At 62.7% G+C, this 17500-nt stretch carries 15 protein-coding genes, 1 tRNA gene and 2 rRNA genes (2 of these 18 only partly in view); 3 read left to right on the top strand and 15 right to left on the bottom strand.

Annotation, left to right across the window (positions count from 1 at the left end; translation table 11 throughout):
• Window positions 1-455: the 3' portion of a Glu/Leu/Phe/Val dehydrogenase gene (locus AXZ77_RS01625; protein ID WP_218000459.1), read on the top strand. 853 nt of this gene lie to the left of the window's left edge; the window shows 455 of its 1308 coding nt (coding positions 854-1308); its start codon lies off the left edge, out of view; it ends in the stop codon at window positions 453-455.
• On the opposite strand, the gene AXZ77_RS01620 is transcribed toward AXZ77_RS01625, so the two are convergent.
• The 12 genes from AXZ77_RS01620 to AXZ77_RS01565 form a co-directional block, all read right to left on the bottom strand.
• Window positions 437-1417, bottom strand: coding sequence for an XdhC family protein (locus AXZ77_RS01620; protein ID WP_176535932.1), 981 nt, complete (start codon window positions 1415-1417; stop codon window positions 437-439). The genes AXZ77_RS01625 and AXZ77_RS01620 overlap by 19 nt on opposite strands.
• 10 nt (window positions 1418-1427) lie before the next feature.
• Window positions 1428-2600 carry a M20 aminoacylase family protein gene (locus AXZ77_RS01615; RefSeq protein ID WP_098409773.1) on the bottom strand — a complete coding sequence of 391 codons (1173 nt, stop codon included), beginning with the start codon at window positions 2598-2600 and terminating at the stop codon, window positions 1428-1430.
• Between the two features lie 11 nt (window positions 2601-2611).
• Complete coding sequence (locus AXZ77_RS01610; protein WP_098409772.1) at window positions 2612-3202, bottom strand: carbon monoxide dehydrogenase subunit G; 591 nt, start codon at window positions 3200-3202, stop codon at window positions 2612-2614.
• On the bottom strand, window positions 3202-4095 hold the full coding sequence (locus tag AXZ77_RS01605) for an NAD(P)-dependent oxidoreductase (RefSeq protein WP_218000458.1): 894 nt from the start codon (window positions 4093-4095) through the stop codon (window positions 3202-3204). Before AXZ77_RS01605 ends, AXZ77_RS01610 begins: the two co-directional genes overlap by 1 nt.
• Window positions 4092-6470, bottom strand: coding sequence for a xanthine dehydrogenase family protein molybdopterin-binding subunit (locus AXZ77_RS01600; protein ID WP_098409771.1), 2379 nt, complete (start codon window positions 6468-6470; stop codon window positions 4092-4094). The genes AXZ77_RS01605 and AXZ77_RS01600 overlap by 4 nt, the downstream gene beginning before the upstream one ends.
• On the bottom strand, window positions 6467-6964 hold the full coding sequence (locus AXZ77_RS01595) for a (2Fe-2S)-binding protein (protein ID WP_098409770.1): 498 nt from the start codon (window positions 6962-6964) through the stop codon (window positions 6467-6469). Before AXZ77_RS01595 ends, AXZ77_RS01600 begins: the two co-directional genes overlap by 4 nt.
• Complete coding sequence (locus AXZ77_RS01590) at window positions 6961-7830, bottom strand: xanthine dehydrogenase family protein subunit M (protein WP_098409769.1); 870 nt, start codon at window positions 7828-7830, stop codon at window positions 6961-6963. The genes AXZ77_RS01595 and AXZ77_RS01590 overlap by 4 nt, the downstream gene beginning before the upstream one ends.
• 4 nt (window positions 7831-7834) lie before the next feature.
• A complete protein-coding gene (locus AXZ77_RS01585; protein WP_098409768.1) occupies window positions 7835-8944 on the bottom strand; it encodes an ABC transporter ATP-binding protein in 1110 nt (369 codons plus the stop codon).
• A gap of 13 nt (window positions 8945-8957) precedes the next feature.
• The gene (locus tag AXZ77_RS01580) at window positions 8958-9923 is read right to left on the bottom strand and encodes a carbohydrate ABC transporter permease (protein WP_210401994.1); all 966 of its coding nucleotides are present in this window, start codon (window positions 9921-9923) and stop codon (window positions 8958-8960) included.
• A 1-nt stretch (window position 9924) separates the two neighbouring features.
• Window positions 9925-10770: a carbohydrate ABC transporter permease gene (locus tag AXZ77_RS01575; RefSeq protein WP_208607942.1), complete on the bottom strand. Its 846-nt coding sequence runs from the start codon at window positions 10768-10770 to the stop codon at window positions 9925-9927.
• Window positions 10771-10901: 131 nt separating this feature from the next.
• Window positions 10902-12233 (bottom strand): extracellular solute-binding protein, encoded by a 1332-nt coding sequence (locus AXZ77_RS01570; protein ID WP_078539960.1) that lies wholly within the window; start codon window positions 12231-12233, stop codon window positions 10902-10904.
• Between the two features lie 239 nt (window positions 12234-12472).
• Window positions 12473-13168, bottom strand: coding sequence for a TetR/AcrR family transcriptional regulator (locus AXZ77_RS01565; protein WP_218000457.1), 696 nt, complete (start codon window positions 13166-13168; stop codon window positions 12473-12475).
• Between the two features lie 208 nt (window positions 13169-13376).
• Here AXZ77_RS01565 and AXZ77_RS01560 point away from each other — a divergent pair, with 208 nt between their 5' ends.
• Window positions 13377-13688, top strand: a complete 312-nt coding sequence (locus AXZ77_RS01560) for an NIPSNAP family protein (protein ID WP_098409767.1) — start codon at window positions 13377-13379, stop codon at window positions 13686-13688.
• A gap of 17 nt (window positions 13689-13705) precedes the next feature.
• The gene (locus AXZ77_RS01555; protein ID WP_176535931.1) at window positions 13706-14278 is read left to right on the top strand and encodes an NTP transferase domain-containing protein; all 573 of its coding nucleotides are present in this window, start codon (window positions 13706-13708) and stop codon (window positions 14276-14278) included.
• A gap of 176 nt (window positions 14279-14454) precedes the next feature.
• On the opposite strand, the gene AXZ77_RS01550 is transcribed toward AXZ77_RS01555, so the two are convergent.
• From AXZ77_RS01550 to AXZ77_RS01540, 3 genes are all read right to left on the bottom strand, one after another.
• Window positions 14455-14531, bottom strand: a tRNA-Met gene (locus AXZ77_RS01550).
• An 87-nt stretch (window positions 14532-14618) separates the two neighbouring features.
• Window positions 14619-14733: ribosomal RNA gene (rrf, locus tag AXZ77_RS01545) — 5S ribosomal RNA — on the bottom strand.
• A gap of 84 nt (window positions 14734-14817) precedes the next feature.
• A 23S ribosomal RNA gene (locus AXZ77_RS01540) occupies window positions 14818-17500 on the bottom strand; it runs 148 nt beyond the window's last position.

The following is a 17500-nucleotide window of genomic DNA, read 5'->3' as shown; positions in this document are numbered from 1 at the left end:
AAGGCAAGACGAAAGAGATTTCGAATGCCGAGCTGTTGGAGCTCGATTGCGACGTGCTGGTGCCTGCCGCGTTGGAGCGGCAGATCACGCTTGAGAATTGTGACAAGATCAAAGCGCGCATCATTCTTGAAATGGCGAATGGACCGGTCTCGCCCGAAGCCGACAAGAAGCTGGCGGAAGCCGGGCATATCATCGTGCCCGACATCCTCGCGAATTCCGGGGGCGTCACGGTGTCCCATCTCGAATGGGTCCAGAACAGATCGGGTTTTTATTGGGACAGTTCGCGCGTCAGAGATCATCTGAAGACGACGATGGAGACCGAGACGCAATCGATCTGGACATTGCACAACGAAATGGAGCTTTCGATGCGCGATGCCGCCTATATCCATGGTCTGCGTCGGATCGCGGAGTCGGTGGAGGCGCGGGGCACGCCCGCTTACTTCGAGCGGTCTTGAGCGCGGCTTCCGGCCTCGATCGGTGAACGCGACGCGGCTCGCTTGGTGTCGCCTTCCACCTGAGCAAGCACCTCGGCCAGCACCGACACGGCCAGCAGCCGCGGATCGCGCGCAGATTGGATGAGCCCGATAGGCCCATGAACCCGCGCGCGCGTCGCCGCATCGATACCGCGAGCCTGCAAACCTTCCTGCCGCCGGTTTTGCGTGCGCACGCTGCCTTGTGCCCCGATGTAGAACGCAGGCGTTGCGAGCGCCGCCTCGAGAATATCCAGTTCCCAATCGTGGTCGTGAAACAGAAGGATCACCGCCGTGCGCGCGTCGATGGCAACGTCTGAGGGGATCGCGCTTCGGTCCAACCTGCGCACCGTGCAGCCTGCACCTTCAGCATTGGCGAAAGTGGCGTCCTCGGGCGTGAGAAGAAGATGCGGCGCGCCGGTGGCCTGCACCAGATCGGCGAAGAACACCGCCTCGGCGCCGGCACCGAAGATCACGAAGCGCGGCTCGGGGCGAAAGGCGATACGCAGCTCTCCCGGCTCGTCGGGAGCCTCGCCCTCCTGCATCAAACGCAAGCCCCCCGAGGCGCTCAGTCCCAAGGCCGCCTCCGCGCGGCGCGCCCGCCTTGCCGCAAGCTCGCTAAGCAAGGAACGGTCCGGCGCGGGGATCACCGTAACCTCGAGCGCGCCGCCGCAGGGCAGCTTCAAGTCGAAAAAGGGCGAGCCGGCCCCATAGCGCAGCTTGCGCACCTGCCCGTCGGCCAGCGCCGCGAGCGCATGTTCGACCACATCTTCCTCGATACAGCCCGCGCTGAGCGCTCCGAAGCGCCGACCATCCGGCAAGATCGCCATCGCGGTGCCGATATTTCGATAGGCCGGGCCTTCGATGGCAGAGATCACCGCGATTGCGCCGGGTGTGTCGGACCGCGCCAGTTCGAACCACGGATCTTGCGCGGCGGGATGGGTCACGGCTGGCCCCTCAATCGTTCGACCCGGCCAGCGCGCGATGCGCGACCTCGACGAAGAACTGAACGCCCAGCGGCAGGATCGAGTCGTTGAAATCGTAATGCGGGCTGTGCAGGTTGCGCCCGCCCTCGGCCGATCCATTGCCGATCCAGCCGTAAGCGCCGGGCACCTTCTCCAGCAGGAAGGCGAAATCCTCGCTCGCCATGCTGGACGCGTAATCGACCTGCACCGCGTCGCGGCCCACGATGGCCTCGGCGGCGCGGCGTGCCGTTTCGGCCGCCTCGGGGTCGTTGATCGTGGCCGGGTAGCGGCGCTGATAGATCAGCTCGGCCTTGGCATGAAACGCCTCGGCGATCATTTCGGCGCGGCGCGTCATCTCGGCCTGCACGAAATCGCGTGTCGCGGGGCGCAGGGTGCGCACGGTGCCGTGCAGAGTCACTTCGTCGGGGATCACATTGAGCGTGTGGCCCGCATGGATCTGCGTGACCGAGATCACCGTCGCATCGGTGGGATCCACCGCACGGCTGACGATGGTCTGCCAGGCCATCTGCAACTGGGCCGCCAGCGTGATCGGGTCGATCCCCTCATGCGGCATCGCGCCATGCGAGCCCTTGCCCATCACCTTCAGTTCGAACGTGTCGAACGCGGCCATCACGGGGCCCGCGCGCATCGCGATCTTGCCCGCCTCGAGCCCCGGCCAGTTGTGCAGCGCAAAGGTGCTGTCGAGCGGGAACTGGTCGAGCAACCCATCCTCGATCATCACCCGCGCGCCGCCTTCGTTTTCCTCGGCGGGCTGGAAGATGAACACCACCGTGCCGGGCCCCGGGGGATCGGCCGCCATCGCCTGCGCGGCGCCCAGCAGCATCGTGGTGTGACCGTCATGGCCACAGGCATGCATCTTGCCGGGGATCTCGGAAGCATAATCCGCGCCGGTCAGTTCGGAAATCGGCAGCGCGTCGATATCGGCGCGCAGGCCGACCGTCGGCCCCTCGCCATTGCGCAGAACGCCGATCACTCCGGTCCCGGCCAGCCCCTCGTGGACCTCCAGTCCGAACCTGCGCAACTCAGCCGCGATGAAGGCGGCGGTCTCGTGTTCCTCGAAGGCCAATTCGGGGCGGCGATGCAGCGCGTGCCGCCATTCGACCAACTGGTCTTCCATCGCCTTGATCGCCGGGGTGATGTTCATCGCGCGTCCTTTCAACCAAAGAGCCAGCAGATCCCGAGCCCGAGGCCAAGACCGACCAGAAGCCACGCTACGCGGTCGATCAGCGGAATATGTCCCGCCGCCGCAGTGGCCACCGCGCCCGTCGGGGCGGCGCCTTCGCTGGGCGGGGCTGTCTCTTCCGCCTCGCCGGTCACGACCCGCGAGAAGGCGTTGAAGAAATCCTCGGCATTCTTGCGCGCCACGCCCTGAATCAATCGCCCGCCGACCGCGGCCAGTTTACCGCCAACCTCGACATCGGCGACATAGGACAAGCGCGTGCCCTCGCCTTCGGGCGCGAGCTTGATTTCCGCGCCGCCCTTGGCGAAGCCCGCAGGCCCGCCCTGCCCGCGCCCGGTGATCCGGTAGGACACGGGCGGAACCAGATCGCTCAGCTCCACCTTGCCGCGAAAGCTGGCCGAGACGGGACCGACCCGCGCCACGACCGTGGCGGTATATTCGGCCTCGCCCGTCTGCTCCATCGCCTCGCAGCCCGGGATCGCGCGGCGCAGCACCTCGGGGTCGTTGAGCCCACGCCAGACCGTTTCGGGATCGGCCGGGATCAGGTGATCGCCTTCGAACCGCATCACCCGGCCTCCGCGTGGATCGCATTATAGGCGCGGTAGAGCGCCTGCGTGCCCTCTTCGCCGAAGCCGTCATCCACCAGCTTGCCATAGAGGCTGCGCGCCAGCGACAGGCCCGGCAGATCGAGGCCCAGTCTTTCGGCTTCGCTCAGCGCGATCGACATGTCCTTGACGAAGTGGTGGACGAAGAAGCCGGGCGCGAAATCCTCGTCCACCATCTTCGGCCCGAGCCCGTTGAGCAGGAAGCTCGACGCGGCCCCGGTTCCGATGACTTTGAGAACCTGCATCGGATCCAGACCGGCGGCGCGCGCGTAGCTGATGCTTTCCGCGACCGCGAGCATGGTCGAGGCGATGGCGATCTGGTTGGCCATCTTGGTGTGCTGCCCAGCGCCCGCCTTGCCCATCAGCGCGATATTCCCGCCCATCAGCTCCAGCACCGGCAGGACCCGCTCGAACGCGCGCTGGTCGCCGCCCAGCATGATCGCGAGCTTGCCCGCCTTCGCGCCGACATCGCCGCCGGAGACCGGGGCGTCGAGCGCAGAGAGGCCGCGCGCGAGAGCCGCCTGCGCGATCTTCCCGGCCAGAGCCGGGCTCGAGGTGGTCATGTCGATCAGCACCGAGCCCGGGCGCGCCTTGCCGATGATCCCCTCCTCACCGAGGTAGACCTGCTCGACATCGGCGGGGTAGCCCACGATGGTGATCGTGATGTCGCTGGCCTCGGCCACGGCGCCGGGGCTGTCACACCACGTCGCCCCCTTCGCGACGAGGGCATCGCCCTTGGCGCGGGTGCGGTTGTAGATGTTAAGCGGATGCCCCGCGGCGAGGATATGCCCCGCCATGTGCTGGCCCATGATTCCGAGTCCGATGAAGCCGACGCTGGGTTTCTCTTCTGTCACGGCTGGGTCCTTTTCGTTGAGCTGGGCGCTGCCTCCCGCAGGAGCGCGCGAATGGATTGGGGGGTCAGCGGAAGACGCTCGATCGTCACGCCGCGCGGCGCGAGCGCATCGCTCACCGCGTTGGCGAGCACGCCGATTGCGCCCATCACGCCGCCTTCGGCCATGCCCTTGATCCCCGCGGGAGTGCGGCGGTTCGGCGTGTTGTGATGCAGGATTTCGAACTCCGGCAGTTCGTTCGGGGAGGCCACGAGGTAATCGGCGAGCGTCGCGGAGAGGTTCTGCCCCGTGCCGTCGTAGATCACCTGTTCGAGCAGCGCGCCGCTCAGCCCCATCGCGATCGCGCCCTGCTGCTGGCCGCGCACGACGATCGGGTTGAGAACGGTGCCGGAATCCTCGGCGACGAGATAGCGGTCGATCGAGATCGCACCGGTCTGCGGGTCGACCTCGACCTCGCAGGCATGGGTCGAGTTGGAATAGGTCATCGCGGGCGGGTCGTAGCTATGCGAGAAGTCGAGCCCCGGCGCGATCCCCTCGGGCAGGGCCAGCGGTTCGTGATAGGCGCGCCGCGCGATATCGGTCAGCGAAAGCCCCGCCTCCTGCCAGTCCTCTCCGATCATCCGCTCGATCTGGCCTGCGCGCAGTCGCAGCCCGCCGGCGTCGTTGAGATCGAGCATCGAGGCCGCAATCGCGAGCACCCGCTCGCGCGCCTTGAGCGCACAGAGATAGAGCGTGCCGCCCCCGGCCGTCGCGCCGCGTCCGCCGCGGCTGCCCATGCCGTAGGGCGCGATATCGGTATTGCCCATATGGACCGTGACATCTTCCGAGCGCACGCCGAGCCCTTCGGCCACCGCCTGCGAAAGCGGGCTCTCGTAGCCTTGCCCGGTGCCCATCAGACCGACGGAGGCGTTGACCGCCCCGCTCGGCTCGATCCGCACCCAGGCCGATTCATGGCCCGATCCGGGGATACCGGCGGATTTGTAGAATTCCGAGCCATAGGTCGTGCTCTCGATCACCGTGCACAGCCCGAGCCCCAGATAGCGCCCCTCAGCCCGCGCCTGCGCCTGCCGGGCACGGAAGTCCGCGACATCGATCGCGTCCACGGCGATCTCGAGCGTCTCCCGTGGGCTGACATCTTCGAGAAGTTCGCCCGTGGGCATCTTGTAGGGCAGATCCTCCGGGCCGAGCGCGTTGATACGGCGCACCTCGACCGGGTCGAGGCCGAGGTCGCGGGCGATCGCGTCGATCGTACCCTCCATCACCCAGCTGGTGATCGCCATGGGCGCGCGCATCGGTCCTGCACCGCATTTGTTGGTCAGCGCGACGCGGACCTCATAGGCGTAGTCCTGAATGCGGTAAGGCCCGGTCATGATCAGGGCGATGACGCGGGCCATATAGTTGGCCGGGTAGAAGCAGTAGCCACCGAAATCCTCGTCGATCTCAAGTTCGAGGCCGAGAATCCGTCCGGTTTCGCTGACCGAGGCGCGGGTGCGGCACTCGTATTCCCGCGCATGGGCGGCGGACATCAGGTTCTCCATCCGATCCTCACGCCACCGGACCGGGCGGCGCAGGTGGCGAGACAGAGCCGCGACCGTGAGTTCCTCGCGATAGAGCGCGATCTTCTGACCGAAGGCGCCGCCCACATCGGGGCTCATGACGGTGACCTGGCTTTCCGACAGTCCCAGCCGCGCAGCAAGCTGGCTGCGCAACGGATGCGGGACCTGATTGCCGATATGCATGTTCAGATGCGCGCGCCCGTCATCCCAGTCGGCGACGCAACCGCGCGTCTCCAGCGGGACATGGGTGTGGCGATGGAGCGAGAACCGGGCCTCGACGACGCGATGCGCCTCGGCCCGGCGCGCGGCAGGATCGCCGACGCACAGGCTCTGATGCGAGACCATGTTGCTGGTCAGGCTGTCATCGACCAGAGCGGCATCGGGCGCGAAGGCCTCGGTGATCGAGGTCACCGCCGTAAGTTGCTCATATTCGACACTGACACATTCGGCGGCATCCTCGGCGAGGTAGCGATCGGTCGCGACGACGCAGACCACCGGATCGCCGTGGAAGCGGACCTTGTCGATCGGAAGCGTCGTCAGCTCGGTCGGCTGCAGCCCCTCGATCGGCGGCGCGAGACGCAGCCGCGTCGTCATCTGATCGAGATCGCGCCCGGTGAAAATCCCCACGACCCCCGGCATCTCAGCGGCTTCGGCGCTGTCGATCCCGAGAATGCGCGCATGAGCGTGGGGCGAGCGCACGAAGCTCACATGCAGCGCACCGGGAAAGGCGAGGTCGTCGAGATAGCGCCCGCGACCGGAGACGAGGCGCCGATCTTCCTTGCGCGGCAGGGCGCGACCGATCTCGGTGAAATCACCGCTCATGCCGCCTCTCCACGCATCCGGGCCGCAGCTTTCAGCACGGCGGCGACGATATTCTGATAGCCCGTGCAGCGGCACAGATTGCCCGACAGGACATTGCGCACTTCCTCTGCGGTCGGGTCCGGGTTTTCGCGCAGGTAATGCTCGAAGGTCACTACGATGCCGGGCGTGCAGAAACCGCATTGCAGCCCGTGTTCCTCGTGCAGCGCCTGCTGAAGCGCCGAGAGCGCGTCGGGCCGCCCCATGGCCTCGACCGTCGTGACCTCGTGGCCCTCCATCTGGGCGGCGAAAGTCAGGCAGGCGCGCGCCGGACGGCCGTCGATCAGCACGGTGCAGGCGCCGCAGACGCCGTGTTCGCAGCCGACATGGGTGCCGGTCAGGCCAAGGTCGTCGCGCAGCACATCCGAGAGCAGCTTGCGCGCGGGCACCCGAACGTCATGGGTTTCGCCATTCACGCTCAGCGAAAGCGTCAGGGGGTCGTGTGTCGGAGCGCTCATGCACCCTCCTCCCGGGTCAAAGCGGACTGGAACGCGCGAATGACAAGCGTTTCGGCAAGCTCCCGGCGATAGACGGCGGGCACCTTTGCGCTGTCTTCGGGCGCGATCGCCGCGGCAGTCGCGGCTGCGAGATCGCGAATGGTGTCCTCATCGGCCAGCCTGCCCTGCGCGCGCGCCTCGATCTCGGGCAGGCGCAGCGGGACGGTGTCGACGCCGCCGAGCCCAAGCCGCAGCGCATCGATCTTGCCCTCCGCGTCGCGCGCGAAACTGAGCGCGACGCTGACCAGCGCGAAATCGCCGTGACGGCGCGAGAACGCCTCGAAGGCCCAGAGATCGCCGACCGGGAGCGGAAAGCGCAGCGCGGTGATGAGTTCGCCATCGCGCAGATCCACCGTCATGATCGATTGCAGGAAATCGGCGGCGGCGACTTCGCGCGTGCCTGCCGGTCCCGAAATCACCAGCGTCGCGCCCAGCGTGACCGCGATCAGCGGCAACTGGGCAGCGGGGTCCGCATGGGCGAGGCTGCCGCCGATCGTGCCGCGCTGACGGATCGCGTAATGCCCGATCGAGGCGGCAGCGGCACCGAGAAGCGGCAGGCTCCGCTGCACTTCCGGCGCATTGGCCAGCCGGTGATGGCGCGTCAGCGCGCCGATCTCCAGCATGTCCTCCTTCACCCGCACGCGGTCCAGCTCGATCAGATCGTTGAGATCGATCAGATGGCCCGGGCGCGCCAGCCGCATGTTCAGCATCGGCCCTAGGCTTTGCCCTCCGGCGATCGGCTTGGCCGCCGGACCATGCGTGCGCAACAGCGCCAGTGCCTCGGCAAGGCTCGCAGGCCGGTGGTAGGTGAAAGGGGCGGGTTTCATCGTGTCAGGCCGCGTTCCAGATCAGCGACTGACCGGTTTCGCGGTCGAAGACATGCAGGCGGTTGAGATCCACCGCGAGGGTGATGCTCTCGCCGAACGCATGGCGCAGATCCTTGCCGACGCGGAAGAACAGCTCCTCGCCGCCGAAATCCATACCCAGGTACTGATCCGAGCCAACCGGAAGCACCGAGTTCACGGTGCCGCTGAGCGCATTATATCCCGGCTCGGCAGTGCCTTCCGCGACATCCTCGGCCCGGATGCCCAGCCGCACCGCGCGACCCTCTTGCCCTTTCAGGCGCACCGCATGATCTGTCGGCAGCACGAGACGCAACCCATCGCGGACGAAGGCCATCTCGTCATCCGGCCCGGCCTCGAGGACGCCGTCGAAATAGTTGATCGGCGGGCTGCCGAGGAACGACGCCACGAAAGTGTTCGCGGGGCGTTCGTAGATGTCGTCGGGCGTACCGATCTGCTGCACGACCCCGTCATTCATCACCACGATACGATCCGCGAGCGTCAGCGCCTCGGCCTGATCGTGGGTCACGTAGACGAAGGTGGTCTCCATCGCGCGGTGGAGTTCCTTGATCTCCGCGCGCATCGAGATCCGCAGCGCCGCGTCGAGGTTCGACAGCGGCTCATCCATCAGGAAGACCGACGGGTCACGGACCATCGCGCGCCCCAGCGCCACACGCTGACGCTGGCCGCCCGACAGCTGCGACGGACGCCGGTCGAGCAGGTGCGAAATCTCGAGCTTCTTCGCGGCGTCTTGCACGCGCTCGTCGATCTCTTCCTTCGACGCGTTCCGCATTTTCAGCCCGAAGCCGATATTGTCGTAGACGGTCTTATGCGGGTAGAGCGCGTAGCTCTGGAACACCATCGCGACGTCGCGCTTGTGCGGCGGGACGTAGTTCACGACCTGCTCGTCGAAGATCAGATCGCCGTCCGAGACCTCCTCGAGCCCTGCAATCATATTGAGGGTCGTGGATTTGCCGCAGCCCGAGGGGCCGAGCAGGACGATGAACTCGCGATCCTCGATATCGAGGTTGAGATCGCGCACGGCATGGAAGCCGTTGGCGTATTTCTTGTTGACGTTGGTGAAGCGGATCCGGGCCAAGACTTTGTCCTTTCTAACCTTTGACAGCCCCGGCGGTCAGACCGGAAACGATGTAGCGTTCGAAGACGATGGCGACGATCACCGGCGGCACGACCGCCAGGACGCCAGCGGCGTTGAGGAAGGAGAAGCTCACCGTGAAATCGGAGGTGAACGAGGCCAGCAGGATCGGCAGGGTCTGCGACGCGGAGGTCTGCGTGAACATCAGCGCGAGCAGGAATTCGTTCCAGCTGGTAAGGAAGGTGAAGAGGACCACGGCGACGAGCGAGGGCAGCGAGAGCGGCAGGAACACCTTGATCAGCGCCTGGAACCGCGAACAGCCATCGACCCGCGCGGCCTTGTCCAGCTCGTCCGGGAGGCCCTCGAAATACTGGATCAGGATGAAGACCGTGAAGGGCACCGTAATCGCGAGATAGGTGATCACCAGCGATCCGAGGGTATCGAGCATCCCGAGTTTGCGGATCACCAGGAAGAACGGCACGACCAGCGCGATATCGGGGATCACCCGCGTGATCAGGATGAAATAGACCGACGCGTTGCGCCCCCAGAACCGGATCTTCGCGATCGCATAGGCGGCCGGCACCCCGACGAGCAGGTTCAGGATCACCACGAGGGTGGAGACGATCAGGCTGTTGGCCATCGACGGCAGGAGGTTCTCCGCGGTGGAGGGGATGAAGTCACCGGCAGCCGGATCGGCGCCCGAGCGCGTCTCGTAGGTGACAGGCTCGTCGTTCCCGGCGGTGAAGATCGCCTCGAAATTTCGCAGGGTCGGCTCTTCGGGAATCCAGTGCGGCGGGATCGAGACGATCTCGGTCTCGGTCTGGAACGCCGAAGAGACGAGCCACGACACCGGGGCGAGAATGTAGGCCGCAAGGACGATCGCGGAGACCACGATCACCAGACGCTGAACGATGCGCCCGATTTTCTGGCGGCGGCGGTAGTCGATCGTGTCGACAGGCGGGGTGATAGGCATATCGCTCATGTCAGATCTTGCGCCCCAGCGTTCGGATGAAGAGGTAGGAGAGTGCGAAAGTCGCGATTGCGAGGAGGTAGGACATCGCAGCACCGCTCCCGAAGGACAGGTTGCGGAAGGTCTCGACATAGATGTGCCACGAGAGCACATGCGACGCGCTGCCGGGCCCGCCCTCGGTCAGGATGAAGAACAGATCGAAATGGCGGATCGCCATCATCGTCTCGTAGATCATCACCAGCATGAAACCGGGCTTCATCGCCGGCAGGGTGACATGCACGAAGCGCTGCCAGACCGTCGCGCCGTCGACGCGCGCCGCCGCATAGAGATCGGACGGGATCGACTTGAGCGAGACCAGCAGAAGGATCGTCGCCAGCGGCACTTCCTTCCAGACGAAGGCATTGGCGATCAGGAACAGCGTTTTGTCCTGATCCCCCAGCCAGACCATGTATTTGTCGATGAAATCGAGCTGGTAGAGCAGGCCGTTCAGCGCGCCATAGCTGGAATCGTAGATCCATTTCCACATCAGCGCGTTCGCGACATAGGGGATCGCCCACGGCACCAGCAGGATCGTCGACAGGATACGACGCCCGCGGAATTCCTGATTCAGCAGCAGCGAGACAAGCAAGGCTATGAAAGCAATCGCGGTAACCGAGACGAGCGAGAAACTCACCGTGCGCCAGACCGCGCCCCAGAACGCCTCATCGCCGAGAAGATCGGTATAGTTCTTCAGCCCGACGAAGGGGGTCCGGTTCGGACGCGTCAGCTTGATGCTGAAGAAGCTGATATAAAGCGAATAGGCGATCGGGAAGACCGCAACCGCGCCCAGAACGGCCATGACAGGAGCAAGAAACAGCATGGCGCTGCGCTCCTCGTATCCCACCCGCCATTTCGGGCGTGTCGCCCGTGTCATTGCATTCGCCACGTCATGCTCTCCCGTTGCCCTGCCCGACAGTCGGCGGGCCTTTTAGAAAGGCCCGCCGCACCTGCTCAGTAGCTGTCCTTCAGCTCGTTCCACAGATCGGCAGATTTCTTGACCGCTCCGGCCGGATCGACATTGCCGAGGATCGCCGATTGCCAGGCCGACCCGTTGGTGTCGTTCCACTCGCCGAACCACGGGGTGACCGTGTCCTTCTTGCGAGCGAGCGCCTGCTGAGCCTGGATCATGTCGACATCGCCATAGGAATCGTAGGCCGCGCGGATCTCGGGATCCTCGAACAGCGGCTTCACGCCGAACCCGGCGCCGATATCGAGGAACAGGAGCTTCTGGAACGTGTAGGCGCCATCCGCCTTGCCGCCGAACCATTCGATCAGCTTCGCGGCATTCTCGGCGCGCGCCTTGTCTTGTGCAGCTTGCGCCGACATGCCGTGGAAACGCATCCAGCCGACCGTCGCGTGAGAGCCGTTGGCGCCTTTCGGCATCATCGCCTGCTTCACATTGCCTGCGATCTGCGACTGCTCGGGATCGTTGAGCATCCGCAGACGGTATTTCGCGACCATCGCGAAGGCATGGTTGCCCGCCGCGAAGGATTTCAGGCCTGCCAGTTCGCCGGTCTCGACACAGGCGGGGGATACGATCTCGTGCTTGTTGACCGCATCGACGACCCAGCTCAGCGCCTCAACAGCACCCTCTTTCGGGTCCTGCATCACGGCCATGCCGTTGTCGTCGACCAGACGGCCACCATGCGAATAGACCAGCGTCGAGATGAACTCGATCAGCCAGCTTTCCTGCGCCATCGCGAGCATCATCGGATAGTCGGCAATGCCCTTCTCTTTCATGACGAGCGACTGCTCGACCAGCTCATCCCAGGTTTCCGGCGGCGCGTCGAAGCCGGCTTCCTTGAGCTTCGCCTCGTCATAGAAGAAGGCCATGTAGTCGGTGTAATAGGTCAGGCCGTACTGACGACCGCCATAGGTCATGGAGTCGGTGCAGAAATCCTCGGCCTCGGCGTTGTATTTCATCAGGCTGTCGAACTCGTCGACCGGGGCGATCCAGCCGGCTTCGGCCCATTCGGGCAGCCAGGAATCCGACACCCACATCGCGTCGAGCGGCGCACCGCCCACGAATTTCGCGACCATACCCTCGCGGTACTGGGCCCAGGGCGAGTTCCCGTAATTGACCGGGATCCCGGTTTCCTTGGTGAAGGCGCTGAGGTGGCTCTGCACGGTGTCGACCGCGGCCGACCAGGTGTGCATCGTCAGCGCGGCCGTTTCGGCCTTGGCCGGACGAACCAGACCCGGCGCCATCAGCGCCCCTGCGCCCGCCGCCGAGTAGCGGAGGAAATCCCGGCGCCCGAGACGGCGCGTCTTATCCTTGAGCATCATTCGATTCCTTTTGCATGGCCGCCTCAGCCCGAGCCCGTTCAAAGCCCAACCTGCAGCAAGCCGTCCCTGTTGATCTTGTTTATGGGAACTGACGCTATTGGCGATTTATTTATTCGTCAACTGACGACAAACGAAAAAGTGAGGATTTCCCTTCCGCAACGGAAATCGCACAAAATTTCAGCGCCTGCGGAAGCCTCCGCAGGCGAAATTAGGGAAAATGTAGTGGATTGCAGCGCTCAGCGGCCGCTGCACACCTCGACCATATCCTCGAATCCCGCGAGGAACACGCGGACATGCATCGTTACCACCTGGTCTTCGGAGAGCGACAGGCTGCTTTGATAGATATGGCGTCGAATCGCGTAGTGAGAGATCGCACCGTGCAGCGTCCACGCCATTTCGCGGAGCAATGCGGGATCTTCCGGCAGCTCCACGCCCCGCTCATGCGCCACTTCACGCATCACGGTCTCCAGCAGCTGCATGACGATCGCCGCGATGTAGTCAGGCGCCATATTCGCCTCGGCCAGCGAGGCATAAAGGAACAATCGCAACCACTTCCGGGTCAAGGTAGACTGAAGATAGTCGCGATAGAATGCGTCGAGGCGCACGGCCATGGGCTGCGAACGATCCTGAAGCTCAACGAACCAGACAGCCTTGAAAGCACCAAGAATCTCTCGGTTATAGACCTCTTTGAGCAGGTCTTCCTTGGTCGGAAAGAAGCGATAGAGAAGACGCTGGGAGATGCCGCATTTCTTCGCCAACTGACGCGTCTGCCCCGCAAGCCCGTTCTCCGCGAAGAACTCGGTGGCGACGTCCAGGATCTGGGCACGACGCTCATTGAAAGGCATCCGCACAGCACCTTGCGGCGAGCCGGGCTTGTTTCCGGCGCCGTTCGTTTTGGACGAACCTTCAGTCATTTTGGGCTTGGTCTGCACGCTTTCCTCTTGGCATCCCTTGTTGTTCATTCTGACGCCGGACGCAACGACTTCAGCTCCCTACATTAGCCCATTCCGCGCGAAGGCAAAGTATCTTTTCGTCACTTGACGACTTATGTGTTGCGAAAACCCGAAGTTTGGTCGTAGCTTCGGCGCGTGACGGGACGTCAGTGCCCGCGATTTTCTGCCATTCACGCCGGAGTCCAACATGATCTACGAACAAAGAACCTACCGCATCACCCCCGGGAAGGCGCCCGAGTTCCTCAAGCTCTATGAAGCCGAGGGCCTGCACATCATCACCCAATACGCAAAGCTCGCCGGATGCTGGATCAGCGACAGCGGCGTGCTCAACGCGGTCACCTTCCTCTGGGCCTATGAGGATTACGGCCACCGCAGCGCGCAACGCGCCAAGCTGGGCGCAGACCCGGAATGGCAGGCTTTCGTTCCCAAGATCCTGCCCTATCTCGTGCATCAGGAAAGCATCTTCCTGCAGCCCGCGGCGTTCTCGCCGCTCGACTGAGCCAAGCGCAGGCCACCATGCGCACGCTTGGCATCCTTCTCGCCGCCGGCGCCTCGCGCAGGTTCGGCGCTCAGGACAAGCTGCTTGCCGATTGGCATGGTGCCCCCTTGGTGCTGGCGGCTGCCCACGCGCTCGAGGCGTCGGGATGCGACGCGCTCCTCGCGATCGTCTCAGACGAACGCGTGGGCGCGGCGCTCCCCGCGTCGTTCGACTTGCGTCAGCTTCCGCGGGGCCTGCCGCTCTCTCGGACGTGGCAGATGGCCCGCGATTGCGCGATCGAGCTCCATGCAGAGCGCGCGTTGTTCGTATTGGGCGACATGCCCTCCGTATCCGCCGAAACACTCCGAACCCTGATCAATAGCGACGGGACCCGCGCCTGCGTCTTCAACGGAACCTCGCTTCCCCCAGCGCTCTTAACCGCAGAGGATATGAGGCGCGTGCCCGATCGGGACAACGACCAGGGCGCCCGAGCGCTGCTACGCGCCCTCCCACACCAGTCGCTCGTTCCCCTAACCGCCCAGGAGGCCTGTGACATCGACACCCCAGAAGCCCTCCGCCGGACGCAGGAAAACATCCGCGCTCGACCGTGACGAATTCCCACCCCGTCCGGATTGGTGATTACATACTGCGTCCTGCAGCCCAGCCTGTAACCCGGATCTCTGAGGGCCCCGACGCGTACCGTTCTCTGTTGCTTTCACTGTGTTTTTCGCAACGCAAGAAGCCTCGCGGGGAGCGAGGCTAGGCGTTTGATATGCTTTAGAAGATTTGGTTGCGGGAGTAGGATTTGAACCTACGACCTTCAGGTTATGAGCCTGACGAGCTACCGGGCTGCTCCATCCCGCGTCCGTTCCCGAGGGCTTTTTGTGTTTGCGATCGGGATTTTGTTTGTCATCGTTGTTTGAGAGATGATTTTTCATCGCTTCTTTCTAGGTTTGGCGGTGACCTACTCTCCCACGTCTTAAGACGCAGTACCATTGGCGCGACGGCACTTAACGGCCGGGTTCGGAATGGAGCCGGGTGTTTTGCTCGTGCTATGACCACCAAACCGAGGAAGAAGCGATGATTTCAAGTCAAGTTGCTATGCAGCTTTTGATTATGATCGGAGCCAGAGGTCTGGCTTCTACCGGATCAAATCAAGCCAATCGGGCAATTAGTACTGGTCAACTGAACGCGTTGCCGCGCTTACATCTCCAGCCTATCGACGTGGTGGTCTTCCACGGCCCTCAAGGGATACCTAGTTTTGAAGGGGGCTTCCCGCTTAGATGCTTTCAGCGGTTATCCTGTCCGGACATAGCTACCCAGCACTACCGTTGGCACGATAACTGGTCCACCAGTGGTCCGTTCACCCCGGTCCTCTCGTACTAGGGGCAACTCTTCTCAAGTATCCTACACCCACGGCAGATAGGGACCGAACTGTCTCACGACGTTCTAAACCCAGCTCACGTACCTCTTTAAACGGCGAACAGCCGTACCCTTGGGACCTGCTCCAGCCCCAGGATGAGATGAGCCGACATCGAGGTGCCAAACGATGCCGTCGATATGGACTCTTGGGCATCATCAGCCTGTTATCCCCAGAGTACCTTTTATCCGTTGAGCGATGGCCCTTCCACTCGGGACCACCGGATCACTATGGCCGACTTTCGTCTCTGCTCGACTTGTCAGTCTTGCAGTCAGGCTGGCTTCTGCCATTGCACTCAACGACCGATTTCCGACCGGTCTGAGCCAACCTTCGCGCGCCTCCGTTACACTTTGGGAGGCGACCGCCCCAGTCAAACTACCCACCACGCAGGGTCCCGGATCCCGATAAGGGACCGCGGTTAGACATCAAGCAGGCGAAGGGTGGTATCTCAAGGATGGCTCCACGAAGACTGGCGTCCCCGTTTCAAAGCCTACCACCTATCCTGCACATCACATGCCTGATGCCAGTGCGAAGCTATAGTAAAGGTTCATGGGGTCTTTCCGTCTAACCGCGGGTAGTGTGCATCTTGACACACAGTTCAATTTCGCTGAGTCCACGTTTGAGACAGCGGGGAGATCGTTACGCCATTCGTGCAGGTCGGAACTTACCCGACAAGGAATTTCGCTACCTTAGGACCGTTATAGTTACGGCCGCCGTTTACCGGGGCTTCAATTCGGAGCTTGCACTCCTCCTTTTAACCTTCCGGCACCGGGCAGGCGTCAGACTGTATACGTCGCCTTACGGCTTCGCACAGCCCTGTGTTTTAAGTAAACAGTCGCCACCCCCTAGTTTGTGCCCCCACCCTCACTTGCGTGAGAATGGGGCCTCCTTCTCGCGAACTTACGGAGGCATTTTGCCGAGTTCCTTAAACGTGGTTCTCTCAAGCGCCTTGGTATTCTCTACCAGTCCACCTGTGTCGGTTTCGGGTACGGTCCGATAGTGGGGCTATTTCCAGGAACTGCTAAGCGGCCCACACAATCCGATAAGTGTGAACAACCCTCGCAATCCGTCACCACCACATGGCCCAGGAATATTAACCTGGTTCCCATCGACTACGCCTTTCGGCCTCGCCTTAGGGGCCGGCTTACCCTGCTCAGATTAGCTTTAAGCAGGAACCCTTGGACTTTCGGCGACAGGGTCTCTCACCCTGTTTGTCGCTACTCATGTCAACATTCTCACTTCTGATCACTCCACCGGATGCCTTACAGCCCGGCTTCACAGTCAGAACATTGCCTCCAATACTCCCGAAGGAGATAAGGAGGCAGCGTTCTATATCACAGAACGCTCCGCTACCACGCACATCACTGTGCATCCAAAGCTTCGGCTCATGGCTTGAGCCCCGTTACATCTTCGCCGCAAGACCTCTTGACTAGACCAGTGAGCTGTTACGCTATCTTTAAAGGATGGCTGCTTCTAAGCCAACCTCCTGGTTGTTTTGGAAGTCTCACATGCTTTCCCACTTAGCCATGAATTGGGGGCCTTAGCTGTTGGTCAGGGTTGTTTCCCTCTCCACGACGGACGTTAGCACCCGCCGTGTGTCTGCCGATCAGTTCTTCCCGGTATTCGGAGTTTGCTTAGACTCAGTAAGGCTGTGGGCCCCCATCATCCATGCAGTGCTCTACCCCCGGGAGAATACAATCGACGCGCTACCTAAATAGCTTTCGCGGAGAACCAGCTATCTCCAGATTTGATTGGCCTTTCACCCCTAGCCACACGTCATCCGGACCCTTTTCAACGGGTGTCGGTTCGGCCCTCCAGTGAGTGTTACCTCACCTTCAGCCTGCACATGGCTAGATCATCTGGTTTCGGGTCTGATCCATCGAACTTATTCGCCCTGTTAAGACTCGCTTTCGCTACGCCTACACCTAACGGCTTAAGCTTGCTCGATAGACCAAGTCGTTGACCCATTATACAAAAGGTACGCCGTCAGAGCTCGAGGCTCCTCCGACTGCTTGTAGGCGTCCGGTTTCAGAAACTGTTTCACTCCCCTCGTCGGGGTGCTTTTCACCTTTCCCTCACGGTACTGGTTCGCTATCGGTCAGTAAGGAGTACTTAGCCTTCGAGGGTGGTCCCCCGATCTTCAGACAGGATTTCACGTGTCCCGCCCTACTTAATACGTCCAATCAGACTTCCCATACGGGGCTGTCACCCGCTCTGGCTGATCTTTCCAGATCATTCTGGTCATCTTTATGGCTCGGCTGGTCCGCGTTCGCTCGCCACTACTAGCGGAGTATCTGTTGATTTCCTTTCCTCCGGGTACTTAGATGTTTCAGTTCCCCGGGTTCGCTCTTATAACCCTATGTATTCAGGTTAAAAGTACCTGTTTTGGAACGCTGTTAGCTACCGAAGTAGT

This window comes from Thioclava sp. ES.031 (genome assembly GCF_002563775.1).
Lineage (GTDB): Bacteria > Pseudomonadota > Alphaproteobacteria > Rhodobacterales > Rhodobacteraceae > Thioclava.
This window is presented reverse-complemented; position numbering and strand designations above follow the sequence as displayed.

Bases quoted from the DNA above. Each gene is read 5' to 3' on its own strand.
- AXZ77_RS01615 (WP_098409773.1), bottom strand. From the start codon at position 2,600: ATGAACATCACCCCGGCGATCAAGGCGATGGAAGACCAGTTGGTCGAA.
- AXZ77_RS01610 (WP_098409772.1), bottom strand. From the start codon at position 3,202: ATGCGGTTCGAAGGCGATCACCTGATCCCGGCCGATCCCGAAACGGTC.
- AXZ77_RS01600 (WP_098409771.1), bottom strand. From the start codon at position 6,470: ATGAGCGGTGATTTCACCGAGATCGGTCGCGCCCTGCCGCGCAAGGAA.
- AXZ77_RS01595 (WP_098409770.1), bottom strand. From the start codon at position 6,964: ATGAGCGCTCCGACACACGACCCCCTGACGCTTTCGCTGAGCGTGAAT.
- AXZ77_RS01590 (WP_098409769.1), bottom strand. From the start codon at position 7,830: ATGAAACCCGCCCCTTTCACCTACCACCGGCCTGCGAGCCTTGCCGAG.
- AXZ77_RS01580 (WP_210401994.1), bottom strand. From the start codon at position 9,923: ATGAGCGATATGCCTATCACCCCGCCTGTCGACACGATCGACTACCGC.
- AXZ77_RS01575 (WP_208607942.1), bottom strand. From the start codon at position 10,770: ATGCTGTTTCTTGCTCCTGTCATGGCCGTTCTGGGCGCGGTTGCGGTC.
- AXZ77_RS01570 (WP_078539960.1), bottom strand. From the start codon at position 12,233: ATGCTCAAGGATAAGACGCGCCGTCTCGGGCGCCGGGATTTCCTCCGC.
- AXZ77_RS01560 (WP_098409767.1), top strand. From the start codon at position 13,377: ATGATCTACGAACAAAGAACCTACCGCATCACCCCCGGGAAGGCGCCC.
- AXZ77_RS01555 (WP_176535931.1), top strand. From the start codon at position 13,706: ATGCGCACGCTTGGCATCCTTCTCGCCGCCGGCGCCTCGCGCAGGTTC.